General features: G+C 59.6%; 11 protein-coding genes. 8 read left to right on the forward strand and 3 right to left on the reverse strand.

Features of this window, described 5'->3' with window-relative positions:
• Nucleotides 1-5 precede the first annotated feature (5 nt).
• The 3 genes from ACESYO_RS00445 (at nucleotide 6) to ACESYO_RS00455 (ending at nucleotide 7,897) form a co-directional block, all read left to right on the forward strand.
• Nucleotides 6-5,618, forward strand: coding sequence for a fibronectin type III domain-containing protein (locus ACESYO_RS00445; RefSeq protein WP_373209124.1), 5,613 nt, complete (start codon nucleotides 6-8; stop codon nucleotides 5,616-5,618).
• Nucleotides 5,619-5,664: 46 nt separating this feature from the next.
• The gene (locus ACESYO_RS00450) at nucleotides 5,665-6,759 is read left to right on the forward strand and encodes a hypothetical protein (protein WP_373211159.1); all 1,095 of its coding nucleotides are present in this window, start codon (nucleotides 5,665-5,667) and stop codon (nucleotides 6,757-6,759) included.
• 151 nt (nucleotides 6,760-6,910) lie between these two features.
• Entirely contained in the window at nucleotides 6,911-7,897 is a 987-nt protein-coding gene (locus tag ACESYO_RS00455; protein WP_058966842.1) for a nucleoid-associated protein, read from the forward strand.
• A gap of 51 nt (nucleotides 7,898-7,948) precedes the next feature.
• Here the strand turns inward: ACESYO_RS00455 and ACESYO_RS00460 are convergent, their stop codons facing one another.
• Together ACESYO_RS00460 and ACESYO_RS00465 are read right to left on the reverse strand one after the other, a co-directional pair.
• A complete protein-coding gene (locus ACESYO_RS00460) occupies nucleotides 7,949-8,563 on the reverse strand; it encodes a thymidine kinase (RefSeq protein ID WP_058966840.1) in 615 nt (204 codons plus the stop codon).
• Nucleotides 8,564-8,665: 102 nt separating this feature from the next.
• Complete coding sequence (locus ACESYO_RS00465) at nucleotides 8,666-9,304, reverse strand: redox-sensing transcriptional repressor Rex (protein ID WP_058966838.1); 639 nt, start codon at nucleotides 9,302-9,304, stop codon at nucleotides 8,666-8,668.
• A 234-nt stretch (nucleotides 9,305-9,538) separates the two neighbouring features.
• On the opposite strand from ACESYO_RS00465, the gene ACESYO_RS00470 reads away from it, so the two are divergent.
• The 5 genes from ACESYO_RS00470 (at nucleotide 9,539) to ACESYO_RS00490 (ending at nucleotide 16,523) form a co-directional block, all read left to right on the forward strand.
• The gene (locus tag ACESYO_RS00470; RefSeq protein WP_058966836.1) at nucleotides 9,539-10,288 is read left to right on the forward strand and encodes a ClpP family protease; all 750 of its coding nucleotides are present in this window, start codon (nucleotides 9,539-9,541) and stop codon (nucleotides 10,286-10,288) included.
• A 141-nt stretch (nucleotides 10,289-10,429) separates the two neighbouring features.
• Entirely contained in the window at nucleotides 10,430-13,117 is a 2,688-nt protein-coding gene (locus ACESYO_RS00475) for a DNA translocase FtsK (protein ID WP_058966834.1), read from the forward strand.
• Between the two features lie 168 nt (nucleotides 13,118-13,285).
• A complete protein-coding gene (locus ACESYO_RS00480) occupies nucleotides 13,286-15,241 on the forward strand; it encodes a YgiQ family radical SAM protein (protein WP_373209130.1) in 1,956 nt (651 codons plus the stop codon).
• A gap of 3 nt (nucleotides 15,242-15,244) precedes the next feature.
• Nucleotides 15,245-16,255, forward strand: a complete 1,011-nt coding sequence (locus ACESYO_RS00485; RefSeq protein ID WP_373209132.1) for a ComEC/Rec2 family competence protein — start codon at nucleotides 15,245-15,247, stop codon at nucleotides 16,253-16,255.
• A gap of 16 nt (nucleotides 16,256-16,271) precedes the next feature.
• Nucleotides 16,272-16,523, forward strand: coding sequence for a DUF3006 domain-containing protein (locus ACESYO_RS00490; RefSeq protein ID WP_373209134.1), 252 nt, complete (start codon nucleotides 16,272-16,274; stop codon nucleotides 16,521-16,523).
• A 112-nt stretch (nucleotides 16,524-16,635) separates the two neighbouring features.
• Here the strand turns inward: ACESYO_RS00490 and pyk are convergent, their stop codons facing one another.
• The gene (pyk, locus tag ACESYO_RS00495; protein WP_058966828.1) at nucleotides 16,636-18,378 is read right to left on the reverse strand and encodes a pyruvate kinase; all 1,743 of its coding nucleotides are present in this window, start codon (nucleotides 18,376-18,378) and stop codon (nucleotides 16,636-16,638) included.
• Nucleotides 18,379-18,587: the final 209 nt, after the last annotated feature.

The following is an 18,587-nucleotide window of genomic DNA, read 5'->3' on the forward strand; positions in this document are numbered from 1 at the left end:
GAACCATGAAATCGATCATTGCCTATCTGCTGGCGTTCACCATGATGGCTACCATTGCTTCGCAGGCGCTGTTGCCTGCCGTGGCAGCCATGGACGCTCAGAGCAGCGTATCGGTGGTGCAGGTACAGACCGGGTCCGAAAAGGAAGCCGGCGAACCTGCCAGCCAGCAGCCGGACGAGACCGATCCCGAAACTGTTGTGACCGAGGAGCCTGCTTCCAGCGAAGCTGTTTCCGAGGAGAGCGCCTCCAGTGAAGCTGCTTCCGAAGAGAATACTTCCAGTGAAGCTGTCTCCGAGGAAAGTGCTTCCAGTGAGGCTGCTTCCGAGGAGAGTGTTTCCAGCGAGGCAGCTTCCAGTGAAGTAGCTTCCAGTGAAGCAGTTTCCGAGGAACTGGCTTCCAGTGAGCTCGTTCTGGAGGAAAATGCCCTTGAGATGCAGGAAGAGCCGGAGCTGCTGGATGAGGTGGAGGAACCCACCGAGACCGAGCCCAACGGCGGCGTGTCTGTTGTAATCAACGCAGCCATGGTGATGGGGAAAAATGTGGACTTCGTCATGACCCTGTACCGAAACGGAGAGGAAATGCCGGTTGCACAGGTCGGCGGGCAGCTGACGGAAAACAAAGAGGGTCAGGCCTCCCGGCTGAAGCTCAGCGAAACCGGTCTTGAGCCCGGCAGCTATCAGGTGGTAATCACTGCTCCCGGCTTTGCCACATACACCCAGTCTCTGGAAGTGAGCCAGAACATGTACAGCGAGTTGACCCTGTACACCGACGATCTGGCCGGCTACGGCAGCACCGCTCACCCCGGTGTGCTGCGTGTGGGCGATGCCAACGGCGACGGTGTGCTGAATGGCGACGATGCCGATACCATTGTAAATGCCATTGAGAACGGCGTTCAGGGTGGCCTGGCCGACCTGAATGGCAGCGGCGAAGTGGATCTGGCGGATCTGCAGCTGCTGGCTGACAACCTGACCGGCGAAGAGGCGCAGGTGGGCGATGTGTACTCCACTGTGCAGACCCGCGTGGCGGATAATGTTGCAGATCCCGTCGTGAGCGATGAGATTGCCGTTACCGGCAGCCTGAAGGATCTGGTAAACGAAAACGGCGGCGTAACGCTGGGCAATGAGGATGGCACTTCCATCAGTGAAAAGCCCATTGTGGTTGACTTCAACTTTGCCGGCGATGATCAGGACGTGACCGCAGAAGAACTGCCCAAGATGGACGGTATGACCATTCAGGCGCCCGCCAACAGTGAGGGTGCGGTGACCGCAGGTACCATCCTGGTTACTTATGTGGACGAAAACGGCCAGGAGGGTACCATCCCGGTGGAGATTCAGGAAGAGAAGGCCCGCGGTATTGCCCTGTTCAGCCTGTTCACCACTTCCGCCACCGCCACCCGCAAGGCGGACGGCACCTTGGAGATCAACTTCGGCAAGCAGGTTGCGGTGAAGAAGATCACCCTGACCATCACTGCCACCCAGAGCAACAATCTGGCCGAGATCTCCAAGGTGGAATTCCTGAACGGCATGGAGAATCGCATTCCCGAGCCTGAGATGAGTATTCCCGAGGGCCTGAGCGGCACCGGTTCCGATAAGGCGTTCCTGCTGACCTGGAAGGCTGCAACGAATGTGACTGCCTATGAGGTCAAGATCACCGGCCCTGTAAAGGGTTCCACCGGAAATGTTACCGCCACCATCCGCACCACCGCCAACCAGCTTCTGGTGGACAGCCTGAACGGCAGCAAGCTGGTCAACGGCAAGGAATACACCGTGCAGGTTCAGTCTCTGAACGGTGAGTGGTCCAGCGGTTACTGCGATCCCATCACCGTGAAGCCGGTGGTGGAGAAGAAGCCCGACGCCCCCGACAATCTGGAGGCAAGCGGCGGCTACCGCTCCATCAGTCTGCACTGGAAAGACATGGTGGATACCGACAGCTACACCGTTCTGTATCGCAAAAAGAGCGATGCAAACGCGGAATACACTGTGGCGGCCAGAAATATCACCGCCAACAGCTACAAGATTGACAATCTGGAAGAAAATGTGGAGTATGAGGTCACCGTATACGGCACCAACGAGCTGGGCGACGGCCCCAACGCCATTCCGGCGCTGGCCAAGACCCTGAGCCTGGAGCCGGCCTGGATGCCCTCCTACAAGCTGATCAACACCTCCAACGGTGTGGGCCAGCTCACCGCTCACATCCAGAGCGTGACCACCATGCGCGGCACCAACATGATGGTGAACAGCCCGCTGGACGCGGCTGGCAGCAGAAGCGCCCTGGGCGTGGTGGATGGCGACCAGTCCTCCTACTACTCTGTGAATGACTGGGACGACGGCGTGAACTACGGCTGGCCTCCCAACGACCGCGGCCTGCGAGTAGCCTTTGACGGCACCTATGAGTTTGGCGCCATGGCTTTTGCAGAGCCGGAAAACGGTGCCATCAGCAGTGTGCGTGTGTGGTACCATGATCTGGAGACCGACTCCATGAAGGAGATCTCCGGTCTGCGTGTGAACACCCGCACCGATGAGAACGGCCGCCGTCACTTCTACATTGATTTCGGCACCAGGATCGTCACCGATCAGCTGCATCTGTGCACCACCACCGGCTGGACCAGAAGCATCAAGATCGCTGAAATGCGTTTCTATGGCTATGACAGCATCTACGAAGATATCATGGCCCTGTATGTAGACGATTACCACACCACCCTGCGGGAGGATGTGGATCAGAGCGTGATCAATGCGCTGTACACCCGTCTGGATACTCCCGATGAAGTCAGCGGCGAGCTGCATCCCAACTACACTCAGCTCAAGCGCGAGCTGGACACCGCGGCCGATCTGCTGGCTAACAGCAGCAACCTGCGCCCCGTGCAGCACATCAAGGCCATGGGCGCCAATGTGAGCGGCTATGCGGATAACAGCCTGGGCTTCACCGGCCTGAATCCCTGGCAACCTCTGGGCGTGACCGCCGCTGCCGGTGAGGAAATCACCATTTATGTGGGCAACCCCGATCTGCAGACCGGTACCAACACCGATCTGTATCTGGTGGCGACCCAGTACAATGCCGAGTCCGGCAGCTTCATGAAGCAGATCGGCCGGCTGAAGGTGGGCGAGAACACCTTTACCATTCCTGTCATTGTGAGCAAGGACTTCGAGCGCGGCGGCTCCCTGTATGTGTACTACGCCGCCAGCAACAAGACCAGCAAATATGGTGTGCGTGTGGCGGGTGGTACCACCATCCCCATGCTGGACCTGTACGGCATCGAGGACGAGTCCGAGCGTCTGGCTCTGACCGAGGCGTATGTGAAAGAGCTGAAAAGCTATGTGGCCGGTCTGGAAGCTCTGCATGAGCAGGAGCATGCCGGCAGCAGCAATGCCAACGTCAACTACGAGTACAACGAGGAAGAGTGCATCCTGGGCGCTACCGAGCTGATGGGCGACCACATGCTGTTCTCCCTGTCCGCCCAGCAGGTGCTGGCGGGTCTGGGCAGCGGCACCACCGCCGAAAAGGCCAAGCGCCTGAACGATTCCATGCTGGCCATGGATCAGACCATGGAGCTGTTCTACCAGCACAAGGGCCTGACCGAGAATGCGTCGGAAGCCATCAACCGTGTGCCCAGTCAGCATCTGAACATCCGTTACATGCGCATGTTCGCCGGCGCCTTCATGTATGCAGCCGGCAACCACATCGGCATTGGCTGGGGCTCTGTGCCCGGCGTGGTGCAGGGTCAGCCCCTGCAGGCTGACGAGAACGGTGCCTACCTGTCCGGCGATCTGTTCGGCTGGGGCATCGGTCATGAGATCGGCCACGACATTAACCAGTCCAGCTATGCCATCGCTGAGGTGACCAACAACTACTTCGCTCAGCTGGCTACCTACGGTACCAGCGGCGTACGCTTCGGTTACAATGCCGTGTACGACAAGGTGACCAGCGGTACCATCGGCCGCGCCAGCGACGTGTTCCTGCAGCTGGCCATGTACTGGCAGCTGCGTCTGGCCTACGACAACTACTACCCCTACAAGACCTTTGATACCCAGCAGGAGGTCTTTGACAATCTGTTCTTTGCCCGGGTGGATACCTATTCCCGCACTCCCTCCAAGGCTCCCGCTCCCGGCGGCGTTGCCCTGAAGCTGAACGGCGGTTCCGAGCAGAACATCATCCGACTGGCCAGCGCGGCCGCTCAGAAGGATCTGAGCGAGTTCTTCCTGCGCTGGGGCCTGGTGGCCAACGAGGAGACCACGGCCTATGTGAGCCAGTTCGAGCCTGAGACCCGTGCCATTTACTATGTGAATGACTCGGCTCAGAGCTACCGCATCCAGAACCCGAATGGTGAGAGCCTGAAGGGTCAGAGCGTAATCAGCGCTGCTGATGTGACTCGCACTCAGGGCAACGGCACCAACGGCCTGGCGCAGAATCAGGTAAGTCTGACCATTGCTCCCCAGACCGCTTCCTCCAGCCTGCTGGGCTACGAGATCAACCGGATCTCCATCTCCGGCGGCAAGGAAAACAACGAGACCGTTGGCTTTGTGCTGGCGGACGAGAACGGCGCGGCTACCTTTACCGATACGGTAACCACCATCAACAACCGTGCCTTTATCTATCAGATTATTCCTGTGGATCAGTATCTGGATTACGCCGAGGCCGTTTCTCTGGATGCGATCAAGATCAGCCACGACGGCAGCCAGGACAAGAGCGCCTGGATCGTTACCACCAACATGACCTCTGAGCAGGACACCGAGGTGGATCACGACGAGCAGGATCCGGATGCCGGCTTTGATCCCGGCGCCCATGACCACGCCAGCGTGAAATCCGCCATTGGTCTGGCCTTCGACGACAATCTGGGCACCACCTACACCGGTACCGCCCAGAGCGGAGATGCCATGATCGAGGTGCAGTTCGGCAAGGAGCTGGATGTGACCGGCTTCAAGTTCACTCTGATGAGCGGTGCGGGTCAGGTGCCCGCGGGTACTCTGGTCCTTCAGCTGGAGGAAAACGACCAGTGGGTGGATGTTCCCGTAAGCGTTGAAAGCCTGCAGGACACCGGTTCCACCACCGTATACGCGGTGAATGACGAAGGCTGGATGCGCACCAGCGGCGCCACCGCCTTGCGCCTGACCTTCCAGGGTGCTCAGACCGTGAGCATCACCGAGCTGGATGTGCTGGGCCCCACCGGCGACAATGTGGAGCTGTTTGAGGATGGCGTCGGCATTCTGGCAGAGGATTACATCTATGACCAGGAGCTCTACGAGGAGAGCGAATACACCGATGGGTTCATCCCGGCGGGTTCCGTGATCTTCGTGGGCCAGTACAAGGGCAACCCGGCTTACAATGCCGTGATCGTTTACGATCAGAATGGCAAGATTGTGGGCTACGGTGAAAACGGCGAGGGCAGTGCCGAGCAGATCATTCTGGCTCCGGTTCCGGACAAGGGCGATCTGGGCAACACCTCCGACGGCCGCTGGGTCTACTGGATCAGCCCCGACGCAGTTCTGCCCGAGCAGGTGCGCGTGGAGCTGTACCGTGTGGACGATGCCCTCACCAATCAGGGCCAGCGTCTGGTCAGTGACTCCCTGTGGGTGCAGGTACCCGAGAGCCTGCCCTCCATCACCATTTCCGGGGATAAGTAAGAATTGGTATTGCCCCGCTTCGGGGCCAAGCATAAAGGAGTAAGACATGAACAAAAAAATCATCGGCCTGATCGGGGCTGCGGTTTTGGTCATGGCGATGCCCCTGCAGGGGTTGGCGGCCGCGGATGCGGCCCCCAGCCTGCAGCCTGTTGAAGGAGGGGCCAAAGTGTCCCTGGATCTGCATCAGGCAGGCGCGGGCGAGGGCGTGAATGCTCTGCAGATGAGCTTCACGCTGAATCCCGTATCCGGCTCGCTGGACAAGGCCAGTGTGAGCTTTGATTTCGACAATGATCTGGCCGGTACCGTAAAGCGTTACAGCTTTGATCAGAACAGCGGCGTCCTCACCGTCTATGTGGCGGGTGCAAACGGTCAGCTGTTTGATAACGATAAAACCGACCTGGGCAGCATCCAGGTGAAAGCGGCGGAAGGCGAATATCTGGAGCTGGCCATCACCACCGGCCTGCCCAGAGAGGATGAGGATTCTGCCGAGCAGCTGGCAAGCGGCCTGAGTCTGCTTCGGGCGGGTTCTTCCAAGGAAACCCTGACCATGCAGGCCGAAACCCTGAATGTGAATGTGGGCGAAGTATCGCCTGATCCCGAACCCACCGAGCAGCCGGAAGCTACCCAGAAGCCTGAGGCAACTCAGAAGCCGGAAGCTACCCAGAAGCCCGAGGCAACTCAGAAGCCGGAAGCTACCCAGAAGCCCGAGGCAACTCAGAAGCCGGAAGCTACCCAGAAGCCTGAGGCAACTCAGCAGCCGGAAGCCACACAGCAGCCTGAGGCAACCCAGAAGCCTTCCGGCGGTTCCAATCAGAACGGCAGCAATCAGAGCAGCAATAACCAGAGTGGTACTGCTGCCAGCGCCACTGCGCAGCCCGGAACCACTGCGACCAGCAAGACCCCCGGTACTTCCTCCACCGCTCAGAGCGCGGTGAGCGAGTCCGCTTCCGAAGAGAGCCAGGCTCAGAGTGAGTCTGCCTCCAGCGAAGCCCAGAGCCAGGCAGCCGAGAGTGAAAGCCAGGCTCAGAACCAGAGCACCGCTTCCCAGACCGAAAAATCCAAGGTGAGTGTACTGCCTGTGGTAATCGGCATTGTGGTGGTGGCTGCCGGCGTGGTAATCTGGCGCCGCGGCCGCGACTGATTCATTCACTTCCTCTTCAATTTCTCCATAAAAGCAAGCAGCAAAAGCCGCCCGGATTGTTCCGGGCGGCTTTTGCTTTGGCGCACCACTACCCAAATGACGGCTTTTCCGCTATAATAAAAAAGAATGTTAACCGAAAGGAAACGATCCCATGGAATTACAGATTTTCAAGGCCATTGTGCATGTGCTCGATTCCAGCGGCGGTGCGCCGGTGTTCTCTGACCGGCTGCTGGAGCTGGACGGCGATACCGCCGACTATCTGGCGGCTCATCTGGAAAAGGCCTATTACAATGACGCAGTAAAAAACTGCAGTTTTTTGCCGGAATCCACTTTTCCGGCGCTTCTTCTGGAAAATCAGGATTTTGTGCAGTGCTCCAAGCAGGTGGCGGATGAATTCTTTCAGGTCATGCGCACCAGCCCGGCCATCCCCAATGCGGATCTGATCGTGGTGTACTGTTCGATCAACGGTCACGAGAGCATTGCCATTCTGAAAATGAACTATAAGGCTGCCTATGCCCACTACTATCAGCAGGTGGAGGGGCAGCACTATAACGCGCTGATCAAGCAGCGCACCCTGCTGCCTGCCGCCGGTTCCAAGCCGGATGAGTCGGTGATTGTGGACATGACCGACGGCTCCATCAAGCTGGTGGAAAAGAAATATGAGGTGGATGGAGCTAAAATCTTCTATCTGTCCGAGCGGATTCTGCGCAGCACCCAGGCCCAGCCTGAGCGGGCCAAGCTGCAAACGGTGCAGGCTGCAGCAGCGCAGGCGGTGCGCCAGAGCTATGAGGATAACCAGAAGAGCGACAGTGAGATCGCGGCTATTCTTTGCGAAGAGGCGGTGGCCGGAGACGGCAATCTGGAGGTGCAGCGGGTCAAGGAGCGGCTGGAAGAGCAGTTCCCGCTGGCGGTGGAATCCTTCACCCAGGAGCTGGAAGAGGCAAATATGCCGCTGGAGGAAACGGTGTCGGTGCCGCCTGCCCGCATCAAGCGGATGGAATACCAGTCCATCAAAACCGAAAGTGGCATTGAGATGAAGATCCCCACCAGTCTGCTGCGGGGAGACAACGATTATGTGGAGTTCGTCAACGAGCCGGACGGAACCATCTCGCTGCTGGTCAAGGGCGTGGTACTGTAAATAAAAACACCCGGATGTCTGTAAATAGCATCCGGGTGTTTTTGTTTATTATCAAACAGTAATGCGCGGGTGGCGGCGGTAAAAATCCTCCCGCTCCCTGAAATAGCACTGGGCACACAGGCTTACATATTCCACGTCGCCGCCCTGGTCGATGACAACCTGATCGCCTTCAAATACAAACTCGCCGTTCACCTTGCGGCCGTTGCAGGTGGCCTTGCGACCGCAGAAGCAGATGGTTTTCATCTCTTCCACCGCATGGGCCAGCTCCAACAGGCGGGTGGAGCCGGGGAAACCCTTCAGCGAGAAATCCGTACGCAGGCCGTAGGCGATCACCGGGATATTCAGCTCCACGGTGATGCGCAGCAGCTGCTCCACCTGCTCAGGGGTGAAGAACTGGCTTTCGTCGGTGAGGATGCAGGCCGGCGCGGGCGCACGGGTCAGCAGGTCTTTTACCAGATCCAGAATATCCAGCTTGGGAGTTACGGCAATGTCCACCAGCCGGGTTACGCCCAGACGGCTGACCAGTTTGTCGCCGCCCTTGGTGTCCACGCTGGGTTTCATTACCAGCACCCGCATGCCACGTTCCTCGTAATTGTAGGCCACCTGCATCAGGGCGGTGCTTTTGCCGCTGTTCATGGCGCCGTAGCGAAAATACAATTTTGCCATAGTGTTGCACAAACCTCTTTGTAAGGCGAAGGGCGGGCGTGCCCCTTGCCAAAAGTCAGCCCGGCTGCGCAGAACGCAGCCGGGCTGCTGTTTTTGATGTAATCAGTCGTTGCGCAGCCGATAGCCAAGGCTCATCAGGCTGTCGCCCAGGTGGGCATTTTCCACCGTTACATTGGGGTAAGGGATGGAAAGATCATAATGACTGAAGTTCCAGAAGCCCCGGATTCCCAGCTCCACCAGCCGGCCGGACAGCTCCTTTGCGCCCTCGCGGGGCAGACAGAGAACGGCCACCTGAGGCTTGTGGGTTGCACAGAAGTCCTCCAGCTCGTCGATGTGATGAATGGGGATGCCGTCCAGATTCTGGCCCACCAGATCCTGCTGCACGTCAAATACGGCCAGCAGATGATACCCGTTGGTATCGGTGGTCAGAAAACGGGAGACCGCCCGGCCAAGACGGCCGGCGCCGATCAGAATGGTGGGCAGCTTTTCGCCGTCGCCAAACAGCAGGCGGCCGATCTCGTGCAGCAGCACATCCACATTATAGCCGATTCCCTGCTGGCCAAATCCACCGAAGCAGTTGAAATCCTGGCGCACCTGGCTTGCGGTGGTGCCCATCATCCGGGCCAGTTCGCTGGAAGAAACCTTCACCACGCCATTTTGCTGCATCTGGCTGATATAGCGGTAATATTTGGGCAGCCGCTTGATCACCGGCAGAGAAACCTTTCCCTGAGCATGATTCATAAAACAATCACCGTCTTTTGATTTGATTTCGGGCGTCGGGCCGGCACTGTGGCCGTGCTCGCGCCGCGGGGGGCAAAAGGCGCGACCGGGCCTTTTGCTTAAATATCCATACTTTATAATACTGGATTCCAAAAGCCTTGTCAAACCAATTGCGGCCTGCCGGAGCGCTTGCAAGGCATAAAGACAAAAAATTCGTGCAAACTGATAGAAAAATGCAAAGGAGAGAACGGACCAATGCTCAAAAATGATACATCGCAGCCCACCGATGCACAGGTGGAACAGGAGAAGCTGGAGCAGGATTTCATGATGGATACCGGTTCGGTGATCCGCACCAAGGGCCGTCATGCCATCCACTGCCTTACGGTGATTGGCCTGATCGAGGGGCATGTGAGCGCCGGGCAGGAACAGAAGGTGACTCGCTATGAACATGTGATCCCTCAGCTGGTGGCCATTGAGGAGGATCCGGAAATTGAGGGCCTGCTGGTGATTCTGAATACGGTAGGCGGTGATGTGGAGGCCGGGCTTGCTCTGGCCGAGCTGATCAGCGGAGTGACCAAGCCCAGCGCAGCGCTGGTGCTGGGGGGCGGGCACTCCATTGGCATTCCGCTGGCGGTCAGTGCAAAGCGCAGCTTCATTGTACCCACCGCCACCATGACCATTCATCCGGTGCGCCATTCCGGTCTGGTTTTGGGGGTGCCCCAGACCATGCGCTATTTTGAGCAGATGCAGGAGCGGATTACCGGTTTTGTGGAAAGTCATTCCAACATCAGCGAAAAACGGTTTCTGGAACTGATGATGCACACCGGCGAGCTGGTGATGGATGTGGGCACCGTGCTGGGTGGTGAACAGGCCGTGGAAGAGGGCCTGATCGACGAGCTGGGCGGCCTGGGTGACGCGCTGAACTATCTTTATTGCCAGATTGAAGCCAATCGAACCGGCACGGGTGGCGGCGAAGGGGCACGACAGGGAGAAAGTGTCCGATAAATTGGGTTTTAAAACCTTTTGTTTTATGCTACAATAGATAAGTTCCGAAAAGATATTCCCGCGCACAGAGCGCGGCGTCCCCGCTGCCCGGTCTTTTCCGGAGCGGGGGCCGGAAATACATACAACGAGGGAAAGAAACGTATGGCACAAAAGAAGAAACCCGCCGCGAGAAGCGGCGCGAAAACCACCCGCTCCCGCTCGCGGCGCAGCCAGCCGGATGTGGCCCAGAGCTGGAGCATTCTGCTGTTTGGCCTGGGCATCGTTCTCATCGCCATGGCGCTGGTGGCCGGGCAGTCGGTCTGGGCCATGCTGCGCGGCGTGCTGTTCGGTGTGTTCGGCGTGTGCACCTACTTGCTGGGGCCGGTTCTGCTTTACATTGCGGTACTGGTGGCATTGGGGCGGCCCATCTGGGCGCGCTGTGCCAAGTCTCTGCTGCTGATGATGCTTATCTGCGGCACGGCGGTGGTATTTTCCAAAATTGATCTGGTGGGCCTGAGCTTCGGCGAGACCACAGCCGCGCTGTACGCCAATGGGCAGGGAATTCTCGGCGGTGGCCTGTTGGGCGGCATTATTGGCGGCACCCTGCTGGCTCTGTGCGGCCATCCGGCGGCGAACATCCTGCTGGTGATTCTGCTCATTGCCATGATCATGTGGTATATGGGCGTAACGCCGGGTGACCTGTGGCAGATTGCGGAGGATTATCTGGGCGACTGGCGTGCCGACCGGGACGCTGCCCGCCAGCAGCGTGAGGCCTGGGAAGAGGAGCAGCTGCGCCGGGAGCCCGAGCGCCGCGCTGCCGCTCAGGAGCGTGCGGCTGTCCGCCAGCAAAAACAGGAGGCCTTTACCCAGCGCTTCCGGAGAAAGCCTCAGGTGGACATCGACCTTGGGCCGGACCCGGTGGTTGCCACCGAGATCGAACCCCAGCCTGAGGAGCCGCTGGTGGGCCCTGGTGGTACCTTCGGCATGTATCCTCCCATGGATTCTTCTCAGCCTTCCGAGCCCAGTGAGTTTGAAACCGAAATTCCCATGGAGGAGCCCCAGTCCGACCCGGATGTGGGCTTCGAGCCTTACCCCAGCAGCAGCCCGGATTATGCCTGGGAGATGCGGTTTGACGATGCGCCGGAACCCTCCGACGCGGACGAGCCTCCCTTCCAGCTGGATCAGCCGATTCCGCTGGATCTGGAGCAGCCTGCCACCGGCGGCACCGAGCTGGACAGCCTGATCCACAAGGCCATGGAACCCAGCCAGACCATGGGCAATTCCTATGGCGAACCCCTGCGTCCGCTGAACCCGGCGGCAGCCCCGGCAGAAACCGCGCTGGCCGAGCCTGCCGAACGGCCCGCGGCTTACCGGTACCCCCCGCTGGACCTGTTCCAGGTGATGGAATCCGCGGAGGATCCGGGCGTGGAAGCCGAACTGAAAAAGAACGCCGAGCTGCTGGTGAGCACGCTGGAGAGCTTTGGCGTAAAAACCCGCGTGCTGGACATCTGCCGCGGCCCCTCGGTAACCCGATACGAGCTGCAGCCGCTGGCCGGCGTGAAGATCAGCCGGATTACCGGCCTTGCCGACGACATTGCGCTGAATCTGGCGGCGGCCGGCGTGCGCATCGAGGCGCCCATTCCCGGCAAGCCTGCCGTGGGCGTGGAGGTGCCCAACCGGAAATCCAGTCCGGTGGGTATCCGGGGAATCTTTGAGTCCCAGGCCTACACCCGCAGCGCCTCGCCCCTGACGCTGGCACTGGGCAAGGACATTGCCGGCAACGCTCAGGTGGCGGACCTGTGCAAGATGCCCCACCTGCTGATCGCTGGTTCCACCGGCAGCGGTAAGTCGGTGTGCGTGAACAGCATCATCATCAGCTTTTTGTACCGTTCCAGCCCGGAGGACGTGAAGCTTATTCTCATCGACCCCAAGGTGGTGGAGCTGGCGGAATACAACGGCATTCCCCATCTGCTGATGCCGGTGGTCACCGAGCCCCGCAAGGCGGCGGGTGCGCTGGGCAGCGCCGTGGCCGAGATGGAGCGCCGTTACCATCTGTTTGCTGAGAACAACGTGCGCGACATCAAGAGCTTCAACCGGATGGCCGCCGAGACCGACGGTATGGAAAAGCTGCCCTACATCGCCATTATCATCGACGAGTTGGCTGACCTGATGATGGTGGCTGGCAAAGAGGTGGAGGACTACATCTGCCGCATTGCCCAGAAGGCCCGCGCCGCGGGCATGCACCTGATCGTGGCCACCCAGCGCCCCAGCGTGGATGTAATCACCGGTCTGATCAAGGCCAACATTCCCAGCCGAATCGCCTTCGCGGTATCCAGCCAGGTGGACAGCCGTACCATTCTGGATGCGGGCGGCGCGGAGAAACTGCTGGGCATGGGCGACATGCTCTTCATGCCGGTGGGCGCATCCAAGCCCCTGCGCATTCAGGGTACCTATGTGAAGGATGAGGAGATCAGTGCCGTGCTGGACTTCATCAAGAAGGACAACACCTCCCAGTACGACGAGAAGATGATCGAGGAGATGGAAAAGCACGCGGTGCCCGAGAAGGCCTCCGGCGGCGACGGCGACGACGAGGACGACGGCCACGACCCCATGCTGGAACAGGCGGTGGAGGTTGTCATCGATGCCGGGCAGGCGTCCACCAGCCTTTTACAGCGCAAGTGCAAGCTGGGCTATGCCCGCGCTGCCCGCATCATGGACGATATGGAGCAGCTGGGCGTGATCGGACCCTATCAGGGCGCCAAGCCTCGGGAGGTGCTCATCACCCGTCAACAGTGGATCGAACGGTCCATGCGGGCGGACAATGCCCCTGTGCCGGAGGAGATTCCCTGAACCTGCGCTCTTGTACATGCAGGGCGGGATTTGCTACAATAGAATCAAGCCAGACGTTCGTGCCCCCGGCAGACCAGCGGCCTGCCGGGGGCGCTCTGCGATCACGGATGTGTTTTACCAATGGAACCGGGCCGCTTTGGCCCGCGAGGAATAGAAAGGAGATTTCCTATGCAGCAGGGCACACAGTTTTTGCCCATCAGCAAGGAGGATATGCGCCAGCGCGGCTGGGACGAGCTGGACTTTGTTCTGGTTATGGGTGACGCCTATGTGGATCACCCCAGCTTTGGCCCGGCCATCATCGGCCGCATTCTGGAAGCTGAGGGCTATCGGGTGGGCGTGATCAGTCAGCCGGACTACACCACCTGCGAGAGCTTTAAGGTGCTGGGCAAGCCCCGCTACGGCTTTTTCATCGGCGGCGGCAATGTGGACAGCATGGTTGCCCACTATTCGGTGGCCAAGGTGCGCCGCAAGGTGGACGAATACACTCCCGGCGGCGTGGCCGGCAAGCGGCCGGACCGCAGCGCCACTGTTTACACCCAGCTGGCCAAGCAGGCTTACCCGGATCTGCCGGTGATTCTGGGCGGTCTGGAGGCCAGCCTGCGCCGTTTTGCCCATTACGACTACTGGATGGACACCGTGCTGCCCAGCATTGCCGAGACCTCCGGGGCGGATATCATCAGCTTCGGTATGGGCGAACACCAGACGGTGGAGATCGCCCGGCGGCTGGCAGCAGGGGAGAAGGCCAGTGAGATTCGGGATGTGGCGGGCACCTGCTACATGACCGACTTTGCCCATCTGCCCGCAAAATATCTGGAATGCGCAGGCTTCAACAAGGTGAGCACCGACAAGGTGGCATACGCGAAGGCTTGCCGCATTCAGATGGACAATCAGGATTCCGTCACCGGCCAGATCATCGTGCAGAAGCAGGAGCACGGCTATCTGGTGCAGAATCCGCCCGCCAAGCCCCTCACCCGGCGGGAGCTGGACCGGGTGGCAGCCCTGCCCTACACCCGCACCTGGCACCCCAGCTACGATGCGCTGGGCGGTGTGCCCGCCATCGAAGAGGTGGAGTTCTCCATCATCCACAACCGGGGCTGCTACGGCGGCTGCAACTTCTGCGCCATCACTCTGCATCAGGGGCGGCGGGTCACCAGCCGCAGCGTGGACAGCGTGGTGGAAGAGGGCGAGCTGCTCACCAAACAGCCCGGCTTCAAGGGCTACATTCACGATGTGGGCGGCCCCACCGCCAACTTCCGGCTGCCCAGCTGCGCCAAGCAGATGACCGAGGGCATGTGCCAGGGCGGCAAAAAGTGCCTGGCCCCCGGCCCCTGCCCCCACCTGATCATTGACCACACCGAGTACCTGAACATGCTGCGCCGTCTGCGGGCTCTGCCCGGGGTAAAAAAGGTGTTCATTCGCAGCGGCATCCGCTACGATTACCTCACTTGGGACAAGGACGAGACCTTCTTCAAGGAGCTGGTGGAGCATCACGTCTCCGGTCAGCTGAAGGTGGCCCCGGAGCACTGCGCGCCCAACACCCTCAAATACATGGGCAAGCCGCCGGTGGAGGTGTTCAACAAGTTCTCCAAGCGGTTCTATGAGCTCACCAAAAAGGCGGGCAAGAAGCAGTTTCTGGTGCCCTATCTGATGAGCAGCCATCCGGGCAGCACGCTGGAGGATGCGGTTTATCTGGCGGAATATCTGTACAAGCACAACATCCGCCCGGAGCAGGTGCAGGACTTCTACCCCACACCGGGCACCGTGTCCACCTGCATGTTCTACACCGGGCTGGATCCCTATACCTTAAAGCCGGTGTTCGTGGAAAAATCGCCGGAGGGCAAGGCTTTGCAGCGGGCTCTGCTGCAGTATTACGAGCCCCGCAACGCGGAAAAGGTGGTCAAAGCCCTGCACAAGACCCACCGGGAAGATCTGATTCCCCTGCTGGTGCCCGGCTACAAGCCGAAGGTCAGTGCGCAGGCCCGGCCCGTCACCGGCCGCAAGAGTGCCCAGAATGCTAAAAACGCAGCCCGGCCGGTGCAGGGCCGATTTGTTCCCAATCACGGCAAGGGCGGCGGCAAGAATTCCGGCCGGCCCACCTTTGCTCCCAAGACCAGGCGGAAGTAACCCATGGCAAAGCGGAGAAAAAGGCGTACACGGCGCAAAAAATATCCCATCCGAATCACCTTTTCCCAGGGCATTGTATTTCTGCTTACAGCCTTCTGTCTGGTCATCGGGCTGCGGCTGGGCCTGAATGGGCAGGCCGCAGGCGGCGGCTTTACCTGGGAGGATATTTACGACGTTCTGGGTGTTTCCGCCCGGCCGCAGGGGCTGGAAAATCTGCCCTCGGATGCGCAGGCAGTGCACTTTATCGATGTGGGCCAGGCGGATGCCACCCTGCTGCAAAGCGGTCAGGAGTACTGTCTGGTGGATGCGGGCGAGGCTTCCAGCGAAGAAGCGCTGCTTTCCTACCTGGATGCACAGGGCATCACCCGGCTCAAGCTGCTGGTGATGAGCCACCCCCATGCAGATCACATCGGCAGCATGCAGGCGGTGCTGGAGCATGTACAGGTGGAACAGGTGCTGCTGCCGGATTTCGACAAGGCACCCTATCCCACCACCCGAACCTTTGAAAAGGTGATGGATACCATCGAAGAGCAGAATATCCCGGTGGTGACCGCCGAGTCGGGGCAGGAATTCTCCATTGGAGAAGCCGCCCTCTCGGTGCTGGCCAGCGGTGTGGAGACCGATAATTACAACAATCTCTCGCAGGTGCTGTTTTACAGCGCTCCCGGTCTGCGGGTGATGCTTACCGGCGACGGGGAAACCGAGGTGGAGGAAGACGCGCTGGCCCATTGCGAGCTGCCCCGGGCGGATGTGTTCAAGGCGGCGCACCATGGTTCCAGCACCTCCAATACCCTGTCTTTCCTGCAGGCGATTCGGCCCCGGTATGTGGTGGTCAGCTGCGGAAAGGACAACAGCTATGGCCATCCGCATAAGCAGGCGCTGCAAAACTTCGCCATGGTGGGCGCGCAGGTGCTGCGCACCGATGAGAACGGCAGTGTGGTGATTGCCGCCGCAGAGGACGGTCTGCAATGTTATACCGCCTCCGGCAGCCAGCAGGCGGATAGTGCCGCATGAGAAAGGGAGGAGCAGCATGAACGAAGTCTGTATTCTGGACCGATGGGAAGGCGACACAGCGGTGATTGAGGTCACCGATGAGGCGGATCAGATCCGCTGGCAGCAGGTTCCCCGCCAGCAGCTTCCCGATGCCCGGGAGGGGGATGTGCTGCTGTTTGACGGGCAGCACTGGAAGGTGGACGAAACCGCCACTGCCCTTCGCCGGCAAAAGATCGCCCGGCGGCTGGCCCGCCTGAAGGGCAGGCACCCGGATTCGGATAACGAATAAAGAAAAGCAGGAACGGCGCACGCGGAATTTTTTCGCGTGCGCCGTTCCTGTTTTGTGGCAAAAAAACTCCCCTGTGCGGATGCACAGGGGAGAGAAAAGCGATTCAGATGAATCAGACAGGCATGGTCTGGATGGTGCCGCGTACGCAGTCCACAGAAACCATGGTCTCGTCCTTCAGCAGGCGGGTGGCGTTGGCAACACCAACGATCACAGCCTTGCCCAGAGCCAGACCGGCGATGGCGGCGTGGCTGTTCATGCCAGCCTCCTCAACGATCACGGCGCTGGCCTCACGCATGTAGGGCAGCATGTCGTTGTTGGTGTAGGGAACCACCAGCACGCAGCCGGGCTTGCACTTGCTGGCAACCTCTTCGGTGTTGCGGCAGATGCACAGGGCGCCCTTGGCGTTCTGGTTTCCGATGCCCACGCCGCTGGCCAGGAACTCGCCAACCATGTGGACCTTGATCATGTTGGTGGTACCGGAAACACCCACGGGAACACCGGCGGTTACAACCACCAGATCGCCGCTCTGCAGCAGGCCGTGCTCCACAGAGGTCTTAACAGACAGATCAACCAGCTCGTCGGTGCTGTTGGCGTAGGGCATCAGGATGGGATGCACGCCCCAGCTCAGAGCCAGGTGACGCTGGGTCTGCTCATCCAGCACGCAGGCAATGATGGGAGTCTCGGGGCGGCCCTTGCTCAGCAGGCGGGCGGTCTCACCGCTCTTGGAAACGGTGATGATGGCGGTAGCCTTGATGTCGGCTGCGGTGGTGCAGGCGGCATGAGCGGTAGCAGCAGCGATGCTCAGGCGGGTATCCAGGGGGCTCTTGCGCATGTGCTCGATGTAGCTGGAGTCGCTCTCGGTGCGCTCGGCGATGGCGGCCATGGTGCGAACGGCCTCCACGGGGTACTTACCGGCAGCGGTCTCACCGCTCAGCATGATGGCGCTGGTGCCGTCGTAGATGGCGTTGGCAACGTCGGTGATCTCGGCACGGGTGGGGCGGGGATTCTCCTGCATGCTCTCCAGCATCTGGGTAGCGGTGATAACGGGCTTACCGGCGGAGAAGCTGTGGAAGATGATGTCCTTCTGGATCATGGGGATCTCGGTGAAGTCGATCTCAACGCCCATGTCGCCGCGGGCAACCATGACGCCGTCGGCAGCAGCCAGGATCTCGTCGATGTTATCGATACCCTCGCGGTTCTCGATCTTGGCGATGATGCGGATGTTGGACTTGTGCTCGTTCAGCAGGCGGCGGATATCCTGGATGTCCTGCGCGCTGCGGGTAAAGCTGGCGGCGATGAAGTCGTAGCCGTTCTCGATACCGAACAGGATGTCCTCCTTGTCCTTCTGGCTCAGGTAAGGCATGGACAGAGAAACACCGGGCACGTTCACGCCCTTGTTGTTGCTGATGGGGCCGCTGTTGTTTACCAGGCACTCGATGTCGGTGTTGGTCACAGCGGTAACAGTCATGCTGATCAGGCCGTCGGCCAGCAGCACGGTGCTGCCCACGGAAACGTCGCCGGGCAGATCCTGATAGGTGATGGAGCAGATGTCCTTGTTGCCCTCCACGTCACGGGTGGTCAGGGTGAACTTCTGGCCGGCTTCCAGCTTGGCCTTGCCGCCGGCGAACTGCTTCAGACGGATCTCGGGGCCCTTGGTGTCCAGCAGAGCAGCCACGGGGCGGCCCAGCTCCTCACGCAGAGCCTTCAGCTTGTCCAGACGGCCCTTATGCTCTTCATAGTCGCCGTGGGAAAAGTTGAAACGGGCAATGTTCATGCCGGCCAGGATCAATTCACGCATTACGCCCTCTTTATCGGTAGAGGGGCCTAAGGTACAAATGATTTTTGTCTTACGCATTCGTAAAATCCTCCTAAATACTCTCTTCTCATTTGATCTATCCACAACGTCTCCGGGCGGAGACGGGGTCGCTTTTTCGCTCGCCGCCCCTATTATATAATAAAAAAACCTTTCGTGAAAGGGGTACCGGTGAGCTTTCGGAAAAGTATATGCAATCGTACCAATTAAATAAAAATTTAACAGAACATTTTATTGCATTTTTTCAACAA

This window comes from Allofournierella massiliensis, assembly GCF_964241245.1.
In the GTDB taxonomy this organism is placed as follows: domain Bacteria; phylum Bacillota; class Clostridia; order Oscillospirales; family Ruminococcaceae; genus Allofournierella; species Allofournierella massiliensis.